This is a genomic window from Desulfobacterales bacterium, from assembly GCA_034520365.1.
Lineage (GTDB): Bacteria > Desulfobacterota > Desulfobacteria > Desulfobacterales > Desulfosalsimonadaceae > M55B175.
The window spans coordinates 571,153-589,223 of sequence record JAXHNP010000003.1 but is presented as its reverse complement, the minus strand read 5'-3'; the positions used below and the strand labels follow the sequence as shown (position 1 = coordinate 589,223).

The window sequence follows — 18,071 nt, the reverse complement described above, 5'->3', positions numbered from 1 at the left end:
GATAAACGTAAAGGAATAGGTATGGCGTCCCCCGATTTCGTTTCGTCCCTTCATAATATGCTGTCATTTCAGGTTTGCCTCCTTTTTTCTGTTTGTCAAAGGAATATGGATTTGTGCAAAAATAAATAGAAATCAATGACACAAATTCATCGGGTGGTCAACCGATATGTCAGTTTTTTATAGCGCCGGGCGGGCGGATAAGTTTTTGATTTTTAATATTAGATTATATATAAATAGATCCTAAATGGAGGTAGATGTCTGAAGGCGGTTGTTTATGGACGCTGTATACGTTATGCAGTTAAAAAAGCGCTATGGGGTTAAAAAGCGCTTTGAGTATATAAAGGAAGGTATATTTATGAAGTGGACAAGCCGGTTCACGCTGAAGTCACGGGTATTTCTCAATATATTTCTTCTGCTGGCGTTAACCCTGGGCGTGGGCCTGACCAGCGTTTGGCATGCCTCGCAGTTCAGCGGTATGCTTGCCAAATTAGTTAATAAAGATATTGTGGCCCTGGAGGCCGCGAGAGGCCTGCAGACCGCCCTTGCCAACCACAAAGGCTTTGCCACCTATTATTTTCTGGATGGGGATCCGAAATGGCTTGAGCAGTTGAGAGCCCAGAGACGGCACTTTCAGGAATGGCTGAAAGAGGCCTATTCCATGGAGCATAAAACTGAACTGGATAAGCTTCTGAGGCAGATTGAAAATAAATACCATGAATATATCCACGCAAAAGATACGGTGATTGCCTTGTATAAAAGCGACCGGCGGGATCTGGGCGAAAAGCAGCACTGGGCGGTGCGTTCCCAGTTTTTTGAATTAAATGATCTGTGCCGGCAGTATGAAAAGTCTATTCAGGAGAATATGTTAAGCGCCCGTAGGGCCGGTTATGAACATTTTCGTCGGCTTACGGCCATTGTGGTCACCCTCGTGTTGGCGGCTTTGGGTTTGGGGATACTGCTATGTGTTATGCTGGTGACCCAGGTACTGGCGCCCATCCGGAGACTGACCCAGGAGGCGGCGACTTTTGATGATTCCGTGCCTGAGGGCGATGAAGTCCGGGCGCTAAGTCGGCGGGTGCGTGGCCTGATGGAGGATATGGACCGCACCCGAAGCGAGTTGCAGCAGAGCAAAGAACTGTTGATGAACTCTGAGAAAATGGCACTTGTCGGCAAACTGGCCACGGAAGTGGCCCACAGCATCCGAAACCCCATGACTTCGATTAATATGCGGCTTTTTTCTCTGGCCCGGAGTCTGGAACTGAATCCCACGCAAAAGGAAGATTTTGATGTGGTTTCAGAGGAAATGCGCCGGCTGGACAATATTGTCCGTAATTTTCTTGAATTCTCCCGCCCCCATAAACTCCACAAGCAGCGGCTAAATATCTGCGATGTAATCAGCATGACGCTGGACCTGTTATCCTATCGCCTGAATCTGCATTCAGTGGCGGTGCATTGGACCCCGGATGAATCGCTGCCAAAGATCGAAGCGGACCCGGAGCTGTTAAAGGAGGTCTTTGTCAATCTCGTGGTCAATGCCTGCGAGGCCATGGTCAACGGAGGCGACATTGAGATAGAAGCCGAGGCTGCAACAGCGGAGCATATCGGACGGTCGGTGATCATTCGGGTTAAGGACAGCGGGCCGGGAATGTCCGAAGATGTCCAGGCCCGGGTGCTTGAGCCGTTTGAAACCACCAAGGCGGACGGCACCGGTCTCGGGCTCTTTATAGTGGTGCGCATTGTCGAGGAGCACGGGGGCCGCCTCGAATTGATATCGGCTGAAGGCAAAGGCACCACCTTTAGGATTACATTGCCGGCGGTTGAGGAGGGATCCGAATGAGTGAGATTTTGATTGTAGATGACGATAATCAGCTGCGGCAGAGCTTTGACCGGCTTCTGACAAATGACGGATACACGGTTCGCACCGCGCCCACCGGCGAAGCCGGCATCGAAGAGGTGCAAAAAGGGAGCCCGGATCTTCTGATCATGGATGTGAAGCTTCCCGGCATAAACGGGCTGAAAGCGTTAGCCGCCATACGCGGCATTGATACCACCCTGCCGGTGATTATTATGACCGCCTACGGCACCATGGAAACCGCCATTGAAGCCACCAAACTGGGCGCCTTCGATTATGTTCTAAAACCTTTTGATATACCGGATATTCTGGATTTAATCGGCGAAGCCCTTGAAGCGGGCCGGCTCATGCGTTGCCGGGTGGAAATGGATGTCACACCGGATACTGCCAAGCGGGACGCCATTATCGGCCGAAGCCCCTGCATGCAGGAAGTTTATAAGTCAATCGGCCGTGTGGCGCCCACCGATGCCACCGTTTTGATCCGGGGCGAATCCGGTACCGGCAAAGAATTGGTGGCCCGGGCCATTTATCAGTACAGCCACCGCTCGGATAAACCCTTTTTGGTCATAAACTGTGTGGCCATCCCGGAGACGCTCCTGGAAAGCGAGCTTTTCGGTTATGAAAAAGGCGCCTTCACTGGGGCAGTGAATCGTCGCCTGGGAAAAATCGAGCAGGCAAACGGCGGGACTGTATTCCTCGATGAAATCGGCGATATGCCCCTTTCCATTCAGGCAAAAATCCTGCGCCTGCTTCAGGAGCAAAGCATAGAGCGATTGGGCGGCACCCGACCCATTTCCGTGGATGTGCGGATTGTTGCCGCAACCAACCGTAACCTGGAGCGCGCCATAGAGGAGGAGCGCTTCCGGCAGGACCTGTATTACCGTTTAAAAGTGGTAACGCTTGAGCTGCCGCCGTTAAAGGAGCGAAAGGGCGATATTCCGCTGCTATGCGATTATTTCCTGTCTCTGTATGCAAAGGAGATGGAGATTGATAACCCGGGCATGAGTGAGCGTGCAAAGGATATGATCAATAAACATACCTGGCCGGGAAATATCCGGGAACTGGGCAATGCCATTAAAAAGGCGCTGATTTTTTCCCGGGGGTATCCGATCCGGGCTGAAGAAATGACCCAGGCGCTTTTAGTAGACAATGAGGCGGCAGCCACCCAGGCGGAAAATATTTCCGTTGAAAGCGTCGGGCGGAACTGGGTCCGGAAAAAGCTAGAAGAGGAAAGCCGGCCGGATATGTATAATTATCTGATGGATCGGTTCGGCAGTATCGTCATCGGCGAGGCCCTGCATCAGACCGGAGGCAATCGCAGTCAGGCAGCCAAATTGCTCGGGATGTCACGGCCGACCCTGCAGTCCAAGATAGAAAAATACAATCTCATGATTGAAACTGAAGTAAGAACCACCCCGCAAAATCCCCAGACTCCCTGAGGCGGCCATCTGGCGTTAAGCGCTCGGGTCCCCGCTCCTTTTTCTGCTTGTCTGCTGTAATGTTTTACACTTTGTAAAAAAAATCAACACGCCTTGTTTTTATACACGTCCCCGGCGGGCATTCAAAGCCCCTTCCGCTAAAACCCTTTTTTAAAAAATAAACATCAATTTCAATAGCTTGAACATTTTCCGGGCTTCCTGGCACGCTGCTTGCTCAAAGAGAGACAGTCGGGAAAAGAAAGGAAGCGGAAATGAAGCATGCGTTTACCCTGCTGGTAGCGGATTCAAATGCCTTTGTGCGGGCATTTCTGCAACGGGAGTTGTCTGCTGACGGCTATCAGGTAGAAACGGCCGAGAAGGCCAGGGAGATTTTTGACCACCTGCGCTCGGGCTCTCCGCCGGATCTGATCGTCATGGACTTGGATATGCCCCTAAAAATAGGCTTTGAGGTGTTGAGGCGACTCTATAATCTGCTGCCCCGGTTACCGGTCGTGATTTATACGAATTACATGGAGTATGAGCGCCATGAGAAGGTTCAATGGGTGGATGCATTTGTGGAAAAAAGCGGCAATCCGACGGCGCTAAAAGAGGCCGTCGCAACGGTGCTTTGTTCGTATGATACCCACTGCATGGATTGATTCTATTTATTTACGTTCTTTTTCAGAAAGGAACACGGATGTCGCCGCATTCGGATAAAAACAAAAATAAGGGTAAGCCGCCGGAAGCGCCGAATGGGTCGGAGGCGGATACGCGAACCTATTTCAGCCGGCTGAAAAAACGGCTGTTTGTCTCTATGATTCTGGCCTTTATTATCCCGCTTGTCATTCTCTCCGGCTACTTTCATTTTCAATTCAATGCCACGCTTAAAAAAAGCGGCAAGCTGCATGTGGTCTCGCTGGCAGAAAGCCTGCGCAATACCATTGATCTGTTTCTCCAGGAACGGGTGGTCAATATATTTAACCTTTTTCATGGCGACCGGTTCACTGTAACGCCGGATCAATCGGATATGCATCATTATCTCCAAAATTTAATGGAGGCCAATGACGCCTTTATCGATGTCGGGTTCTTCAATCCCGCCGGCCGGCAGATCGGATATGCCGGTCCGCACCCTTATCTGCACGGAAAGGACTACAGCCAGGAGAAGTGGTTCCAGACCCTGATAAAGCAGGAGAAGAATTATTATATCAGCGATATATACCTGGGGTTTCGGGATAAACCCCATTTTACCATTGCGGTCAAGCAGCAGGTGAATAACCAGTATTACGTAATGCGCGCCACGCTGGATCCGGACAAGTTCTACATGTTTTTGAGGGACATAGGGCGCGGCAAAAGTATCGTGACATCAATTATTAACCGTGAGGGGGAATACCAGATCGTGGATCCGGACAGGGGTCAGCTGCTTGCGCAAAGCGGCATTGATCCGCCGGCAAAAAAAGGCTCCGGGGTAACTGAGATTGCCAAATCGGGCGCTGATCAGCTTCTGGCCTGTGCCTGGCTGTCAGAGGTGGATTGGGCGTTGATCGTGATGCAGCCGATGCGCGTCGCCTATGCCCGGATGTATCATGCGCGGGTGGTGCTGATTATTACCACTGTGGCGATCATTATTCTTCTTTTCAGTATCACCTGGTTCAGTGTTCGGCGTCTCCTGTCAAGGGCTGAAGCAACCGAGAAAAAGCGCCGGGAGCTGCAGGACCAGTTATATCATGCCGCCAGGCTGGTATCGGTCGGCGAACTGGCAGCCGGCGTGGCCCATGAAATCAACAATCCCCTGGCCATTATCGGATCCCAGTGCGGGGTGATCCGGGACCTTTTCGATCCGGAATACGGGGGTGGCAAGGACATCACGGCGGAACTTGCCGATCAGATCCGCGAAGAACTGGCTGTTATCGATGATGCGGTCGGCCGGGCCGGCGATATCACCCATAAGCTTTTAAGATCCGCCCGAAAAACCGAGCCGCGCTGGGAAACGACAAATATTAATCAGACCTTGGAGGATGTGGTCAACGGATTGATCGAGCGGGAATTCCATGTCGAAAATATAGAACTGGTGCGGGATTACGCAGAGGATCTGCCGGAAATACAGGTGGATGTGAATCAGCTTCGTCAGGTATTTCAGAATCTGATTAACAATGCGGCGGACGCGATAGAGGGGTCGGGCAAGATCACCCTCACCACCCGCGTTAAGGATAACAAAGTGCAGGTCGTGATCTCAGATACCGGCAGAGGGATGAGCCAGGAGGAGCTGGGAAAGATTTTTCTCCCGTTTTTTACCACCAAGCCGGCCGGCAAGGGCACCGGTCTTGGGCTGGGTATCAGTCTGAGCATTATTGAGGCCATGGGCGGCACCATTGATGTGCAGAGCATGCCCGGCGCCGGCAGCGCATTTACCATTAGCCTGCCCATCAACCGGGGAGAAGAATCGGAAAATAATGCATAAAATAGTTTAATTTTCTGAAAATATTAAAAGTTTGGTCAAACGGGGCGAGGGGGCCTGGAAAGGAGCAAACAATGGCCAGAGAGAAAAAACAGAAGGTAACCGGCTATGACAAGTATGTGGATTGGAAGATATTTATCATACCAGTGGTGCTTTTCTTCCTGATATTAATGCTGCCAACGCCCTATGGGATGAAGGATGTGGGTACGGAATACCGCATCGGCCCCAAAGCAGTGGTCAACTATATTACCCAGTCATTGTTTCAGCAAAAAAGCAGTGAAGTGAATCAGTGGCAGCTCTTGACTGCACAGATGATGGAGCAGAACATGCAGATGGGGGCGCTTTCCAAAAACCGCTTTATGGAACGGGACATGGGGTGGTGCAAAAAATACAACATCCCGGTGGATGCCCAAAATTTTGAGGAGGCGAAAATCTTTGTTGAAAATCAGCTCTCCAAGGACAAGTTTACCTCCCTCATGCAGTCAGCCCTGGATCTGCGCAAAGAGAAGCTCAAATACGAGAACCTGACGCCTGAAGAGAAGAAAAAAGCGGATGAGGCGGCCTGGCATATCAAGGTCTCCATTGCCATGGCCGTTTTTGTGATCATCTGCTTTTTTACCGAATGCATTCCGCTGCCGGGGGTGGCTTTCTGCATCGGCCTGATTCTTGTTTTCACCGGCGTGGTCACAAAGAAGAACCTGGCCATGCTTTACTGGGACGATGCCTGCTGGTTTATCATGGGTAGCCTCATGTTTGCCGCTGCATTTGTCAAAACCGGGGTGGATAAGCGAATGTGCCTGATCATGTTTAGGAAACTGGCCAGGCCCAATGTCAAATGGATCACCCTGATATTTTTTATCATTATCAGCCCGCTGGCCGCCTTTATCTCCGACCATGCCCTGGCCGCCATGTTTCTGCCCATCGGCATTCTGCTCTATGAAAACAGCCTGACCCCGGAGACCCGTGAGGATCCGGAGCTTGCCAAGCTGTTGATGATCGCCATTGCCATGGCCTGCAATATCGGCGGGCCGGGTGCGCCATCCGGCGGCGCCCGAAATGTTATCATGATGACCTATCTAAACGACATGTTCGGCTTTGATATCGGCTACCTTCAGTGGGTCACCTACTGTTTCCCCTTTGTGGTGATCATGATCCCTATCGTCTGGTTTACGGTAAACTGGCGGTTTAAGCCGCAGATTTTTTCCCTGGCCCCGGCCATGAAGCATCTGCGCTCTGAAATTGATCGCATGGGCGGATGGAACCGGTATCAGATTGTGGCCATCATTATCTTTCTGGTTATGATTTTCGGCTGGTTCACAGAGAAAGCCTTTTATCAAATGGGGATTTATCCCATCCGGCTGGGCATCGGTACCATTGCCGTGGCCGGGGCCGTCGCCTATATCATGGCCGGCGTTGTCAATTGGCGGGATTATCAGGAAAAGGTCGATTGGGGGGTGGTCTGGCTGTATGCCGGGGCCATTATCTTCGGCCGGGTCCTGGATGAAACCGGCGCCGCCTATTGGCTGGCGCGCTCAGTCATCGATTTTATCGGGCCTTTGGGGATTAATTCAGGGCTGCCGCTGATGGCCGTATCTAACGGCCTGACCGCCATTCTGACTAACCTTATGGCAGACGGGCCGGCTGCCGCCGCCGTCGGACCGATTGCCTTGAATTTGGCCGGATTGGTGCATCCGGGTACCACATATCTGCCCTTTATGGCCATGTCAACCGCCGTGGCCTCGTCTATGGCATACTGCCTGATTATCGGCACTCCGCCGAACGCCATTGTGTATGCATCCGGCTATCTGGAGCCCAAGGATTACCTGCGGGTGGGCATACCCGTATGGGTTTGCGCCAACATTATGCTGCTTCTCATGACGGCTGTTTACTGGAGCCTTCGGGGATTCGGCAATCTGGCCGGATTTTAGGAGTGGCTTGTCAATGACTCAATAAAAGGAGTTTTCCATGTTTCGCGCATTAGAAGAAGCCAAAAAACCGATTCATTATGACAGGGGCCGGATATATTTCACCCGGCGAATGGAACGAAAGGTGTTTTTTGTCCTGACCCTTTTCATGCTGGGTGCCGGCATTCTATATAAACTGGGGATATTTTGAGGGAGTATGTCATGGCGCAGGCAATTCCGGAATTTTCGGTAACCGCCTATTTTCAGATTGCGACACGGGTAATGGCTGAGCCCGGCAAGTTTTTTACCGAACTGTCCAAAACTGTACACGTTAGAACCCCGCTTATATTTCTGGTGGTGTCCAGCCTGTTTCTCGCATTCGCGGCTCACCTGGTGTATCAGTTCCCGAATCCCATGGTGATGACCTCGATCCTGTTCACCAATGCGCTGGGTATGACGATCATTTCAGCAGGCTTGGGGTATGCGTTGGTGGTGTTAATAGCGGGCCGGCGGTTTTCTTTCGTGCAGGTGTTGTCGGTGTATGCCTATGCCGCGGGCACGGTTTTTCTTGCGGCCTGGATACCCATGGCTCTTTGGCTGACCGAGCTCTGGAAATGGTGGCTGATCGGAACCGGGCTTTCCCGCGCCTGCGGGTTGAGCTCAAGGCAGGCGTGGAGCGTTGTCGCGCTTTCAATAGGTATAATGGTTTTGGTTTTCTGGGCCATGCTTCCGGTAATTACTTGATGAGAACCCAATCAAGGCGCCATATTTACGATAAGGAGATGAAATCATGACGGATAAAATAAAGGTTTTGATGGTTGACGATGAGGAGCAGTTCCGGGCCACCACCAATAAGATTCTAACGCGCCGGGGTTTTGAGACCATCATGGCGGAAAGCGGGGCAACGGCCATCGAAAAATTAAAGGAAGATCCGGATGTGGTGATCCTGGATATTAAAATGGAAGGAATGGATGGTCACGAGACCCTGCGGGAGATCAAAAAGCAGAAACCGGATCTGCCGGTGATCATGCTGACCGGCCACGGCGATCTTCCATCCGCCCGGGATGCTTATGGGGAAGGGGCGTTTGATTATCTTTCCAAGCCCTGCGACATCGATGTACTCACCGGAAAGATAAAGGATGCGTATAACCGTGGAACCCCGCCCCGGGAATACCGGGAGCATACCGTACTGGAAGTCATGGTGCCGATCCATGAATACACTACCCTGTCAGGAGACACTTCGGTAAAGGACGCCATCCAGGCGTTGAAAAAATCGTTTGCCTCCAAAGTGAGCACGTCCCGGATCATGGAAACCGGGCATCGATCTGTGCTGGTGGTGGATGCGCAAAAGCGTGTAAAGGGCGTGGTGGCAATCCTGGACCTTTTGAAAATGATCATGCCGGCCTACTTGTCTGCCCCCAAGCCCAGCCTGGCAGACAGCATCCAGTATTCTCCCATGTTCTGGAATGGAATGTTTTCCACTGAGGTCCGGCGGAGCGCGGATAAAAAAATTTATGATGTGATGTCACCGGCGCCGTATGCCATTGATTCCACCGCCTCTTTGATGGAGGCGACCTACATGATGGTCAGATACCAGGTGCGCCGGCTGGTGGTCAGGCAGGGGGGCGGTGTGGTCGGTGTCATCCGGGAGCAGGACTTGTTCTTTGAAATGGAGAAGGTGCTGAACGGACGCAGCAATGCTTAGTTGCCGCTCTCCTTGCGCCATAATTTACTTGCCGGATTTTTTACAAGCTGTCAAAGAAGTTGACATTTACATTGACTTTGTTTGGCAGGCTCACTCGTTTGATAATAATTAACAATTAAATCGAAATATTAAAATTTATCCCGGGAGTCTTTAATTGGCATGTTTGTTGCCTTTATAGTCATCAAAGGATTTAACTCATGACTGCAGGAGGAAGAAAAATGCCGACTCAAAAAAATGCGCTTGTTTTATTGGACGGATCACAACGCTCATTGATGACAGTTGACTATATTGCCGGCATGCAGATGTTTCAATCCATGAAGGTTGTTCTTTACACGGTTTTTAGCGGCATTCCAGAGTGTTATTGGGACCTGGAGAAAGAGCCTTCAAGTGTTCATGCCTATCATGAGCTTCGGGCCTGGGAAAAACATAAAAAGGAGAAGATTGAAGAATACATGTCAACCGCCCGGAGCCGTTTAGTCAATGGCGGTTTTCCGAACGCCGCAATTGAGGTCAAGATTCACGACCGTGAAAAAGGGATTGCCCGGGATATTTTAAATGAGGCGCAAGCCGGTTATCGCACGGTTGTACTTCGCCGGCGGGGGATGGGGCAGCTGGAAGGCATATCAATGGGCAGCGTTGCCACGAAGCTTTTATCAAAATTGACATTTCTGCCCATTCAGGTGGCGGGACGCAAGGAGCAGACGAACAGGATACTAATAGGCGTAGATGGTTCAACCGCTGCAGCAAAGGCCGTGGATTTTGTCGCAGAAAATCTTGGCAAATACGATTGCTGCGTAATGCTGCTTCATGTGATCCGGGGGGTTGGCAGCATCATGCCGGAAAATTCAGAGTTTGAAATGCCGGTAAAAAATGTTGAGACAGCTGAAGCGAATATGCAGAGCCATTTTAAGGAACTACGAGAAAAGCTGCTCTCCAGCGGCTTTAAGCCGGAGAGCATAAGCGAGAAAATTATTACCGGGGCCTATTCACGCGCCGGAGCAATCGTTATGGAAGCTGAATGCGGAAATTACAGCACTATCGTTGTCGGTCGAAGAGGGCTTTCTAAAGTGCGTGAATTTTTCATGGGCAGGGTCTGCCAGAAAGTCGTGCAAGTGGGCAGGTATCACACGGTTTGGATTGTATAAGAACCATCGGTGATTTATGGCAATACTTAATTTGGAAAGAATGTTTCGTCCCAAATCTGTTGCGGTCATCGGCGCCAGTGAAAAGACGGGCAGCTTGGGAACAGCCCTTATGCGAAACTTAATTGGCGGCGGGTTTAAAGGTGAAATTTATCCAGTAAACCCGTTTCATCCCGAAGTCTTCAATTTGACGTGTTTTTCGACCATTAAGAAAATTCAGAAGGTCATAGACCTGGCAATTATCGCCACACCCATCCGATACGCACCTAAAATAATTTCGGAATGTAGTAAGGCGGGGGTAGGGGGCGCTGTTGTCATTTCAGCCGGCGGTAAAGAGATTGGAAAAGCGGGTGTGATTTTAGAAAAAGAAATTCTGCAGGCTTCAAAAAATAATCTTCGGATTATCGGGCCAAATTGCCTCGGCGTTGTCTCCACTCAGTCGCAGTTGAACGCCACATTTGCCAGCCGGATGCCGGCTACTGGGAAAATGGCATTTATTTCCCAAAGCGGCGCCATCTGCACGTCAATTCTTGATTTTTCAATAAAGGAGAATATGGGGTTTAGCTATTTCGTTAGTCTCGGCTCCATGCTGGATGTTGATTTCGGGGATATGATTGATTTTGTGGGTGCTGACCCGGAAGTCAGCAGCATCGTACTCTATATTGAAAATCTCACCCATATAAGAAATTTTATGAGCGCTGCGCGGGCCGTTTCGCGGATCAAACCGATTATTGCCCTCAAAGCTGGTCGAAGCCATGCCGGTGCCAAAGCGGCTGCCTCCCATACAGGGGCGCTTGCCAGCGCTGATGCGGTATATGATGCTGCATTTAGACGGGCCGGCATCGTTCGAGTCAAGACATTTGAAGAACTTTTTGATTGTGCTGAATTTTTGGCCAAACAACCTCTACCAGAAGGTCCCGGCCTCGCTATTGTTACAAACGCTGGCGGTCCTGGTGTAATGGCGGCTGATGCGCTGGCTGATCATCATGCAGAACCGACGGCACTCGCAAGGGAAACCATCGAGCAACTTGATAAGCTGCTGCCGTATTATTGGAGCCGCTCCAATCCTGTAGATATTTTAGGCGATGCAACGCCTGAACGGTATCAAATGGTCGTGAAAACGCTGATGAAGGCAAAAGGAGTTGACGGGTTATTGATTATGTTCTCGCCGCAAGCGGTTGCCGATCCTTCAGAGGTTGCAAGCGCCCTTTCGGATTTTCTTCAAGATAAAAACTTCCCGGTTTTTACGGTATGGATGGGCGGTGCTGGAGTAGCGGCCGGTCGCGAGATTTTCAACCGGGCGGGGATTAGCACATTTGATACACCGGAAAGGGCGGTAAGGGCATTTATGGATCTTTACCGATACGCCAGAAACAGGGAAATGCTGCAGGAAGTTCCCCCCAAACTTCAGAATCGCCTGACGTTTGAACGGAAGGCGGCTGAGGAAATTATCTCCTGCGCTTTGGCGCAAACCAAAGGGTGTTTGACTGAAATTGATTCCAAAAAGCTTCTAAACTGCTATGGGATTCCAGTTAATGAGACTGAAGTCGCCAAGGATGAAGAAATCGCGGTAATGTTGGCTGAAGAAATGGGATATCCGGTAGCGGTGAAGATCTATTCGCCGGATGTGACACACAAAACGGATTCCGGCGGTGTTGTCTTAAACGTAGGCAGTCCGGCAGGTATCAGACAGGCCTTTTCAAAGGTTACGGAAAGTGTACGGCTGTATCAGCGTGATGCTAAAATTGAAGGCGTCACCATCCAGCCCATGCTGAACCGCCCGGATTATGAGCTGATCCTGGGGGTGAAAAAGGACCGGGATTTCGGACCCGTGTTGCTCTTTGGCACCGGCGGCATATTTACCGAGATTATCCAGGATCGGGCATTGGCTTTACCGCCTTTGAATCGTCTGCTTGCCCGTCGGATGATGGAAGAGACAAAAATTTTCAGGGTTTTGAAAGGTTATCGAAACTATCCGGGCGCAAATATCATGCAGATTGAGGAGATACTGATCCGACTGTCGCAACTGGTGACGGATTTTTCCCAGATTTCTGAAATAGATATTAATCCGCTCATCATAACCGACAGATTCGCGGTTGCGGTAGATGCCCGAATAATTGTCGAGCCAGAGACAGTTGCCGCTCCTCTGCACTTGGTTATCAGCCCGTATCCCGACCAATATGAATCCTACGTGGAAATCATGGATGTGGGGCGTTTGCTGATAAGGCCCATTCGCCCCGAGGATGCCTCCCTACTGACAGAACTTTTTGAGAAACTGTCCAAGCAAAGTATTTACTATAGGTTTTTTAGCCCCATGAAAAAGCTGCCGCAAAACATGCTCGCCCGGTTTACTCAGATTGACTATGATCGGGAAATAGCGCTTGTTGCCATTCTAAATAGCATGGGCAGTGAACAGATGCTTGGTGTCGGGAGGGTGATTATCGAATACGATCAAAAAAATGCTGAATTTGCCGTGCTAGTAGGTGATGAGTGGCATGGCAAGGGCATAGGCGCGGAGTTGATGAAGCGGTGTTTGAAAATTGCTCGCATGCGTAATATTGAGCGGGTATGGGGGCTTGTGCTGTCTGATAATACCAACATGCTCGCTTTGGGTAAAAAACTCGGTTTTTCCCGGAAATTGGTGCATAACAGCAGTGCGTTTGAATTGAGCTATAATTTTGCTGATGGACAGGATGCGACAGAATTGGATCAATTGCACTCGGTTGCCTGATTGCTTGTTTTTAAACGGTTATTGTTTTGATGAAAGGGGGGGCAAGATGAACTGACCAGCAATCAGAACTCGCCCGGCGGGGCAAAAATCATTATTACCGACAATATGGACTGGACCACAGGTGAGATTGTGAGGTCATCCTTGATCGCTGGCAGGTGGAAGATTGCTTTCGAATCAGCAATGGCGACGAACTGGTCGGCATCCGGCCCATCCGGCACTGGACGGACAGCAAAATCCGGTGCCATTTATTTACATGCGTTGAGGCGATGATATACTCCAGCGCTTGATTAACCAATTCTCTATCTTGGGCTTTATTGCCGATAATCAATACTCGCTTCATTGCCGGCCCTTTTTATGCTTGAGGTTGCAGATGGCTTTATCGCATCAGACATCCGGAAGCTGCCATGATCATTAACGCAATAAGCGTTCCTGGGGGCGATGGCCCGGCTGAAGTCCCCGAAAAAGTATATTTTTTTTGATGCTGCCGGGGAGAAAATGAAATTTTTTTGAAATACATCCTGGCCGAAAGGATGCAAAGTGCTCAAGTCATTGGTTTCAATATAGATTTTTTGGGCAAAGTCGAGGCTGTCCTTTAGAGCGTATATCAGTTCCATTGCGGCCATGCCGTCGAAATTCCCGCTGAGTTTTAAATGAAGGTTGCCTCCTTTGTGGCGACTGGTAATTCGAAAATTAGCTGCCATTTAAATCCCTCCTTTTGAAAAATGTTTAGCCATTTGTTAGGGGAATCGTCCGATCGAGATGTCTATTTATATGCTTAGCAATTATGGTGCCATGGATGCAAACTTATCGGGTATCGAGGAAGTTTCTGAATGCTTGGCCTGCTACTTGCTTAAAATTTAGGTAAAGGAAGTGCCAAGGCAGCGATAATTCATATGGATAGGAAAAACGGGAAAGAGGGAAGGTAGCAGATGGGCAGTTACGAAATCACTTGCGAGACATTTACGACGAGCCGCCATAAGGAGACGATCGTGGCGCTGCGCTTCCAGCCGCATTTTCTGCTGCGCACTGCCAATCTGAAAGACCGGGACAAAGCCCTGACTTTTCTTGAAAGGGTTTCGGCGGATCAATCCATTAGGGCGCTGGTCGTGGCCGGTTCTCCCGATGCCAAGGGGAGGCAGGAGTTTGTGGATTTTTTCAGGCAATTCGGTGCATCAGGGATGGATCCGACCTTAGTGCATCGAATGTATAATGTGATCAGCCAACTGGTTCTGAGGCTGGCAGAGATGAACAAGTTTGTTGTTTATATCAACAGCGGCAGAGTACTGGCCTCATTTCTAAATATCGGACTGGCCTGCGACTATCGGATTCTTGCAGAGGATGCCCTTATACAGAATCCTTGTGTTGATGTCGGCCTTATTGCAAAGGGGGGCGGGGCATATTTTATTCCGAAGCTGATCGGGCGGGCTAAAACATATGAGATCATGCTGTCAAAAAGCGATCTCAGTGCCCATGAGGCCAGGGAACTGGGATTGGTCAACGAGGTGGTGCCATTTGCCGATCTCGAACGCGCCGCTTTTGAGCGGGCCGAAGCATTTGCACAAAGGCCGCTGTCTTCGGTGGCCGCGCTGAAAGCACTTCTCAATTTTTCCTATCAGGATCTGCAGGCATATCTGGAGTATGAGAACGAAGTGCTCATGCGCTCATTTAGCTTGGATAATATTTTTGAAATGGCCGAATAGCATGTTCAATAAGCTTGATTTTGGTTTGTTGTAGTTTCCCCCATTCGTTTTTTTTACTTCTTTAAGACATGCGCCAGGTAACCATGGGAGGCTTTTCTTAAGGCGCGCCTTCCGGGTGTCAATTTTTTTTACAAGCTGGAAAAATTATGGGCATCTGAACACTGTTTGAACTGTTATAGGGGCTTATCAAATGCCTTTTCCATGTCATTTGACCATTCATTTTATAGATAAAATCTAAGTTACCCCTGCGGGCCGGTCCATCGGTGTGCCCCCCGCGTTAGTTTTCTTTTTATGAGTCCATCAAATTTTATCCCCCCGAAAATAATTTCTGTTTAGTTTTTACAGTTACTTATTAAATGACCGCCGCAGGTTCTCCTGTGGCTGTTGGCATGCTAATTGAAATGTTTCATGGTGTTCAGGCCGATTCCATTGACTGTGTTAAGAAGTTTTCGGCCGCTCTGCTAAACGTCGCAAACAAAAAAAATGAGCTGGACAGTAAATGGCCAAACAAAAAGGGGATCGCAGGCATTATTATCGGTTGCTCACGCGGAAAATGATTTTCACCGTTATCATTGTATCCTTTACCCCCATGGTGCTTGTCATTGCCATTCTGCTGCAGCAGTTCTCTGCGTCATATCATGCGAAAACCCATGCGCATCTAACCGAATTGGTTCAAAAACATAAGCAGAATATCGACTCCTTTTTAAAAGAGAGGCTGTCAACAATTGAGTTTCTGGCATCCAGCCAAAAGTTTTCAGCGCTCAAAGACAATGATTTTCTATACGATCTCCTTATTGAACTGAGACGGGACTATGAGAATGTGTTCGTCGATCTTGGGCTGGTTGATGAAAACGGCATCCAGCGGGCATATGCCGGCCCTTATGAGCTGGAGGCGGCCGATTACCATAAGGCGGAATGGTTTGAAAAGGCGATTTCCGAGCCGCATTTTATCAGTGATGTCTTTTCAGGCCTCCGCGGATTCCCGCATTTTATCGTTGCCACCCGAATTGAGCATAACGGCGGATTCTGGCTGATGCGGGCAACCGTAAACTTTAACGCATTTAATTCGCTGGTCCAAAATTTTCGGGTCGGGCAGACCGGATTTGCGTTTATTCTCAACCGAAAAGGAGAATTTCAGGCTTCGCCCAAAAAGGACATTGACCCCTGCAGCGGATGCTATTCCTTTTTCTGGGAGGCGGTGGAAAAGACACAGAACAATATTTTGATTACCCGGTGGACCACGGACAGCGGCGAAGAGAGCCTGTATGCCGTGGGCAGCCTCAAAAACGGGGAATGGCTGCTGATCGTCAAACAAAGTGTGGCTGACGCATTTTCCGATCTTAGCCGGATGTCCAATATCGCCCTGCTCATTTTTTTGTTAGGCGGCGGGGGAATTATCGGCATGGCCTTTGTTACTTCAAAGCAGATGGTGCGGAGGATCCGCCGGGCGGATGAAGAGACGGAGATGATGAACAAGCAGATCATTGAAACCGGAAAAATGGCATCTTTGGGGGAACTGGCAGCGGGAATTGCCCATGAAATCAATAATCCGGTGGCGATTATGGTGGAAGAGGCCGGCTGGATTGAGGATCTGCTGGAGGATGAGGAGTTTCAGGAGAGTGAAAATTTAAAAGAGTTCAAACGCGCGCTCAAACAGATAAATACTCAGGGGCAGCGCTGTAAAGAGATTACCCACAAGCTGTTAAGCTTTGCCAGAAAAACCGATACCACATTAAAGGATGTACAGGTCAATCAACTGATCCAGGAAATCGTGGGGCTCTCCGAGCAGATGGCCAGATATAACAAGGTGGCTATAAAAACCGGGCTGCAGCCGGATCTGCCCTATATTACGATTTCGCCCTCAGAAATGCAGCAGGTGCTTTTAAACCTCATTAATAATGCGATGGATGCCATGGGCAAGAGCGGCGGTACCATCAAAATTATTACCAAATTAAGCCGTTTGGAAAAGGATCATATTGTTATCATTGTGGAGGATGACGGACCGGGGATTCCCGAATCCAACCTGGATCGGATATTTGAACCCTTTTTTACCACCAAGCCGGTCGGGCGCGGTACGGGCTTAGGTCTTTCGATTTGCTACGGGATTGTTCAGAAGATGGGCGGAAAAATCGATGTGCACAGTACTGTGGGCGAAGGGACCCGGTTTCGGATTTGGCTGCCGGTCCAGAAATAGCCAGGAAAAATCTAATATCAAGATAATGAAAGGAGAGGGAAAATGACAAAACCTTTTATCATGCTGGTTGATGACGAAGAATCTTTTGTCGAACCAATGCAAAAAAGATTGGACAAGCGCGGATATCGAGTTCTTGCCGCTTACAGCGGCGAGGAGGCATTAAAGCAGCTGGCTAACCATCGCAACCTCGATGTGGTGGTCCTTGATGTTAAAATGCCGGGGATGGACGGCATTGAAACATTGCAGGCGATCAAAAAACAGTATCCCCTGATCGAGGTGATCATGCTGACCGGCCACGCCACCGTGGAATCAGCCATAGAGGGAATGAAGCTGGGGGCCTTCGATTACCTGATGAAGCCCTGCGAGATGGATGTGTTGACAGCCAAGGTGGAAGAGGCGGCCGGAAAGAAGTATGCCCATGAGGAAAAGATTGAAAAGGCGAGAATCGAAAAGGTGATGTCAACGCGGGGCGTATGAACAAATATCAGAAACGCCGCCTTTTTTAAAGATCAGAAACATTCAATTTAGATATGTGTTAGAAAGGTATGGGAATATCGAGGGCCTAATGTCTGGGGATTCAACTGAAACCGGCGTACCGATCAGGCTTCTGATCGTGGATGACGAGGAAGGCTACGTCAATGTGTTGGCCAACCGGCTGAAACGGCGCGGTCTTGATATCTGCAAGACCTACAGCGGCGCTGAGGCGATCCAGGCAGCCGCCAGGAAAACCTTTGATGTCGTCATTCTGGATCTCAAGATGGAGGACATGGACGGTATTGAAGTGCTGAAGATCTTCAATCGCATGGGGCTCCGGATGAAAGTCATCATGCTGACCGGACATGGGTCGCAGGCGGCGGCACGCGAGGGGGTGCAGCTCGGGGCATTCGATTACCTGACAAAACCCTGTGAACTCAATGATCTTCTGGAAAAGATAAAAGCGGCCTATCAATCGCTGGCGGCTTCGGAATAA

The 18,071-nt window shown here is 49.8% G+C and carries 16 protein-coding genes; 14 read left to right on the top strand and 2 right to left on the bottom strand.

What is annotated here, in order from left to right; translation table 11 throughout:
• Positions 1-274 precede the first annotated feature (274 nt).
• The 10 genes from U5L07_05955 to U5L07_05910 all read left to right on the top strand — a co-directional run bounded on the left by U5L07_05955 (position 275) and on the right by U5L07_05910 (position 13,207).
• Entirely contained in the window at positions 275-1,837 is a 1,563-nt protein-coding gene (locus U5L07_05955) for an ATP-binding protein (protein ID MDZ7831275.1), read from the top strand.
• Positions 1,834-3,291: a sigma-54 dependent transcriptional regulator gene (locus U5L07_05950; GenBank protein MDZ7831274.1), complete on the top strand. Its 1,458-nt coding sequence runs from the start codon at positions 1,834-1,836 to the stop codon at positions 3,289-3,291. Before U5L07_05955 ends, U5L07_05950 begins: the two co-directional genes overlap by 4 nt.
• Before the next feature lie 251 nt (positions 3,292-3,542).
• A complete protein-coding gene (locus tag U5L07_05945) occupies positions 3,543-3,929 on the top strand; it encodes a response regulator (protein ID MDZ7831273.1) in 387 nt (128 codons plus the stop codon).
• Positions 3,930-3,967: 38 nt separating this feature from the next.
• The gene (locus tag U5L07_05940; GenBank protein MDZ7831272.1) at positions 3,968-5,728 is read left to right on the top strand and encodes an ATP-binding protein; all 1,761 of its coding nucleotides are present in this window, start codon (positions 3,968-3,970) and stop codon (positions 5,726-5,728) included.
• A gap of 71 nt (positions 5,729-5,799) precedes the next feature.
• Positions 5,800-7,653, top strand: coding sequence for a DASS family sodium-coupled anion symporter (locus U5L07_05935; protein ID MDZ7831271.1), 1,854 nt, complete (start codon positions 5,800-5,802; stop codon positions 7,651-7,653).
• Between the two features lie 37 nt (positions 7,654-7,690).
• Positions 7,691-7,840, top strand: coding sequence for a hypothetical protein (locus U5L07_05930; protein ID MDZ7831270.1), 150 nt, complete (start codon positions 7,691-7,693; stop codon positions 7,838-7,840).
• A gap of 11 nt (positions 7,841-7,851) precedes the next feature.
• The gene (locus tag U5L07_05925; GenBank protein ID MDZ7831269.1) at positions 7,852-8,373 is read left to right on the top strand and encodes a YIP1 family protein; all 522 of its coding nucleotides are present in this window, start codon (positions 7,852-7,854) and stop codon (positions 8,371-8,373) included.
• A 46-nt stretch (positions 8,374-8,419) separates the two neighbouring features.
• Entirely contained in the window at positions 8,420-9,334 is a 915-nt protein-coding gene (locus U5L07_05920) for a response regulator (protein ID MDZ7831268.1), read from the top strand.
• 218 nt (positions 9,335-9,552) lie between these two features.
• Positions 9,553-10,479 (top strand): universal stress protein, encoded by a 927-nt coding sequence (locus U5L07_05915; protein ID MDZ7831267.1) that lies wholly within the window; start codon positions 9,553-9,555, stop codon positions 10,477-10,479.
• A gap of 16 nt (positions 10,480-10,495) precedes the next feature.
• Positions 10,496-13,207, top strand: a complete 2,712-nt coding sequence (locus U5L07_05910) for a bifunctional acetate--CoA ligase family protein/GNAT family N-acetyltransferase (protein ID MDZ7831266.1) — start codon at positions 10,496-10,498, stop codon at positions 13,205-13,207.
• Positions 13,208-13,269: 62 nt separating this feature from the next.
• Here the strand turns inward: U5L07_05910 and U5L07_05905 are convergent, their stop codons facing one another.
• Positions 13,270-13,452 (bottom strand): hypothetical protein, encoded by a 183-nt coding sequence (locus U5L07_05905; protein MDZ7831265.1) that lies wholly within the window; start codon positions 13,450-13,452, stop codon positions 13,270-13,272.
• 66 nt (positions 13,453-13,518) lie between these two features.
• A complete protein-coding gene (locus tag U5L07_05900; GenBank protein MDZ7831264.1) occupies positions 13,519-13,908 on the bottom strand; it encodes a hypothetical protein in 390 nt (129 codons plus the stop codon).
• 228 nt (positions 13,909-14,136) lie between these two features.
• On the opposite strand from U5L07_05900, the gene U5L07_05895 reads away from it, so the two are divergent.
• The 4 genes from U5L07_05895 (at position 14,137) to U5L07_05880 (ending at position 18,071) form a co-directional block, all read left to right on the top strand.
• Positions 14,137-14,907: an enoyl-CoA hydratase/isomerase family protein gene (locus U5L07_05895; protein ID MDZ7831263.1), complete on the top strand. Its 771-nt coding sequence runs from the start codon at positions 14,137-14,139 to the stop codon at positions 14,905-14,907.
• Positions 14,908-15,406: 499 nt separating this feature from the next.
• The gene (locus U5L07_05890) at positions 15,407-17,101 is read left to right on the top strand and encodes an ATP-binding protein (protein MDZ7831262.1); all 1,695 of its coding nucleotides are present in this window, start codon (positions 15,407-15,409) and stop codon (positions 17,099-17,101) included.
• Positions 17,102-17,143: 42 nt separating this feature from the next.
• Entirely contained in the window at positions 17,144-17,578 is a 435-nt protein-coding gene (locus U5L07_05885; GenBank protein ID MDZ7831261.1) for a response regulator, read from the top strand.
• Between the two features lie 88 nt (positions 17,579-17,666).
• Positions 17,667-18,071: a response regulator gene (locus tag U5L07_05880; GenBank protein ID MDZ7831260.1), complete on the top strand. Its 405-nt coding sequence runs from the start codon at positions 17,667-17,669 to the stop codon at positions 18,069-18,071.

What these genes read in the sequence shown, in the direction of transcription:
- U5L07_05885 (MDZ7831261.1), top strand. Translation starts at nt 17,144, where the DNA reads ATGACAAAACCTTTTATCATGCTGGTTGATGACGAAGAATCTTTTGTC.
- U5L07_05945 (MDZ7831273.1), top strand. Translation starts at nt 3,543, where the DNA reads ATGAAGCATGCGTTTACCCTGCTGGTAGCGGATTCAAATGCCTTTGTG.
- U5L07_05890 (MDZ7831262.1), top strand. Translation starts at nt 15,407, where the DNA reads ATGGCCAAACAAAAAGGGGATCGCAGGCATTATTATCGGTTGCTCACG.
- U5L07_05915 (MDZ7831267.1), top strand. Translation starts at nt 9,553, where the DNA reads ATGCCGACTCAAAAAAATGCGCTTGTTTTATTGGACGGATCACAACGC.
- U5L07_05950 (MDZ7831274.1), top strand. Translation starts at nt 1,834, where the DNA reads ATGAGTGAGATTTTGATTGTAGATGACGATAATCAGCTGCGGCAGAGC.
- U5L07_05905 (MDZ7831265.1), bottom strand. Translation starts at nt 13,452, where the DNA reads ATGGCACCGGATTTTGCTGTCCGTCCAGTGCCGGATGGGCCGGATGCC.
- U5L07_05925 (MDZ7831269.1), top strand. Translation starts at nt 7,852, where the DNA reads ATGGCGCAGGCAATTCCGGAATTTTCGGTAACCGCCTATTTTCAGATT.
- U5L07_05940 (MDZ7831272.1), top strand. Translation starts at nt 3,968, where the DNA reads ATGTCGCCGCATTCGGATAAAAACAAAAATAAGGGTAAGCCGCCGGAA.
- U5L07_05895 (MDZ7831263.1), top strand. Translation starts at nt 14,137, where the DNA reads ATGGGCAGTTACGAAATCACTTGCGAGACATTTACGACGAGCCGCCAT.
- U5L07_05900 (MDZ7831264.1), bottom strand. Translation starts at nt 13,908, where the DNA reads ATGGCAGCTAATTTTCGAATTACCAGTCGCCACAAAGGAGGCAACCTT.
- U5L07_05930 (MDZ7831270.1), top strand. Translation starts at nt 7,691, where the DNA reads ATGTTTCGCGCATTAGAAGAAGCCAAAAAACCGATTCATTATGACAGG.
- U5L07_05920 (MDZ7831268.1), top strand. Translation starts at nt 8,420, where the DNA reads ATGACGGATAAAATAAAGGTTTTGATGGTTGACGATGAGGAGCAGTTC.
- U5L07_05935 (MDZ7831271.1), top strand. Translation starts at nt 5,800, where the DNA reads ATGGCCAGAGAGAAAAAACAGAAGGTAACCGGCTATGACAAGTATGTG.
- U5L07_05955 (MDZ7831275.1), top strand. Translation starts at nt 275, where the DNA reads ATGGACGCTGTATACGTTATGCAGTTAAAAAAGCGCTATGGGGTTAAA.
- U5L07_05910 (MDZ7831266.1), top strand. Translation starts at nt 10,496, where the DNA reads ATGGCAATACTTAATTTGGAAAGAATGTTTCGTCCCAAATCTGTTGCG.
- U5L07_05880 (MDZ7831260.1), top strand. Translation starts at nt 17,667, where the DNA reads ATGTCTGGGGATTCAACTGAAACCGGCGTACCGATCAGGCTTCTGATC.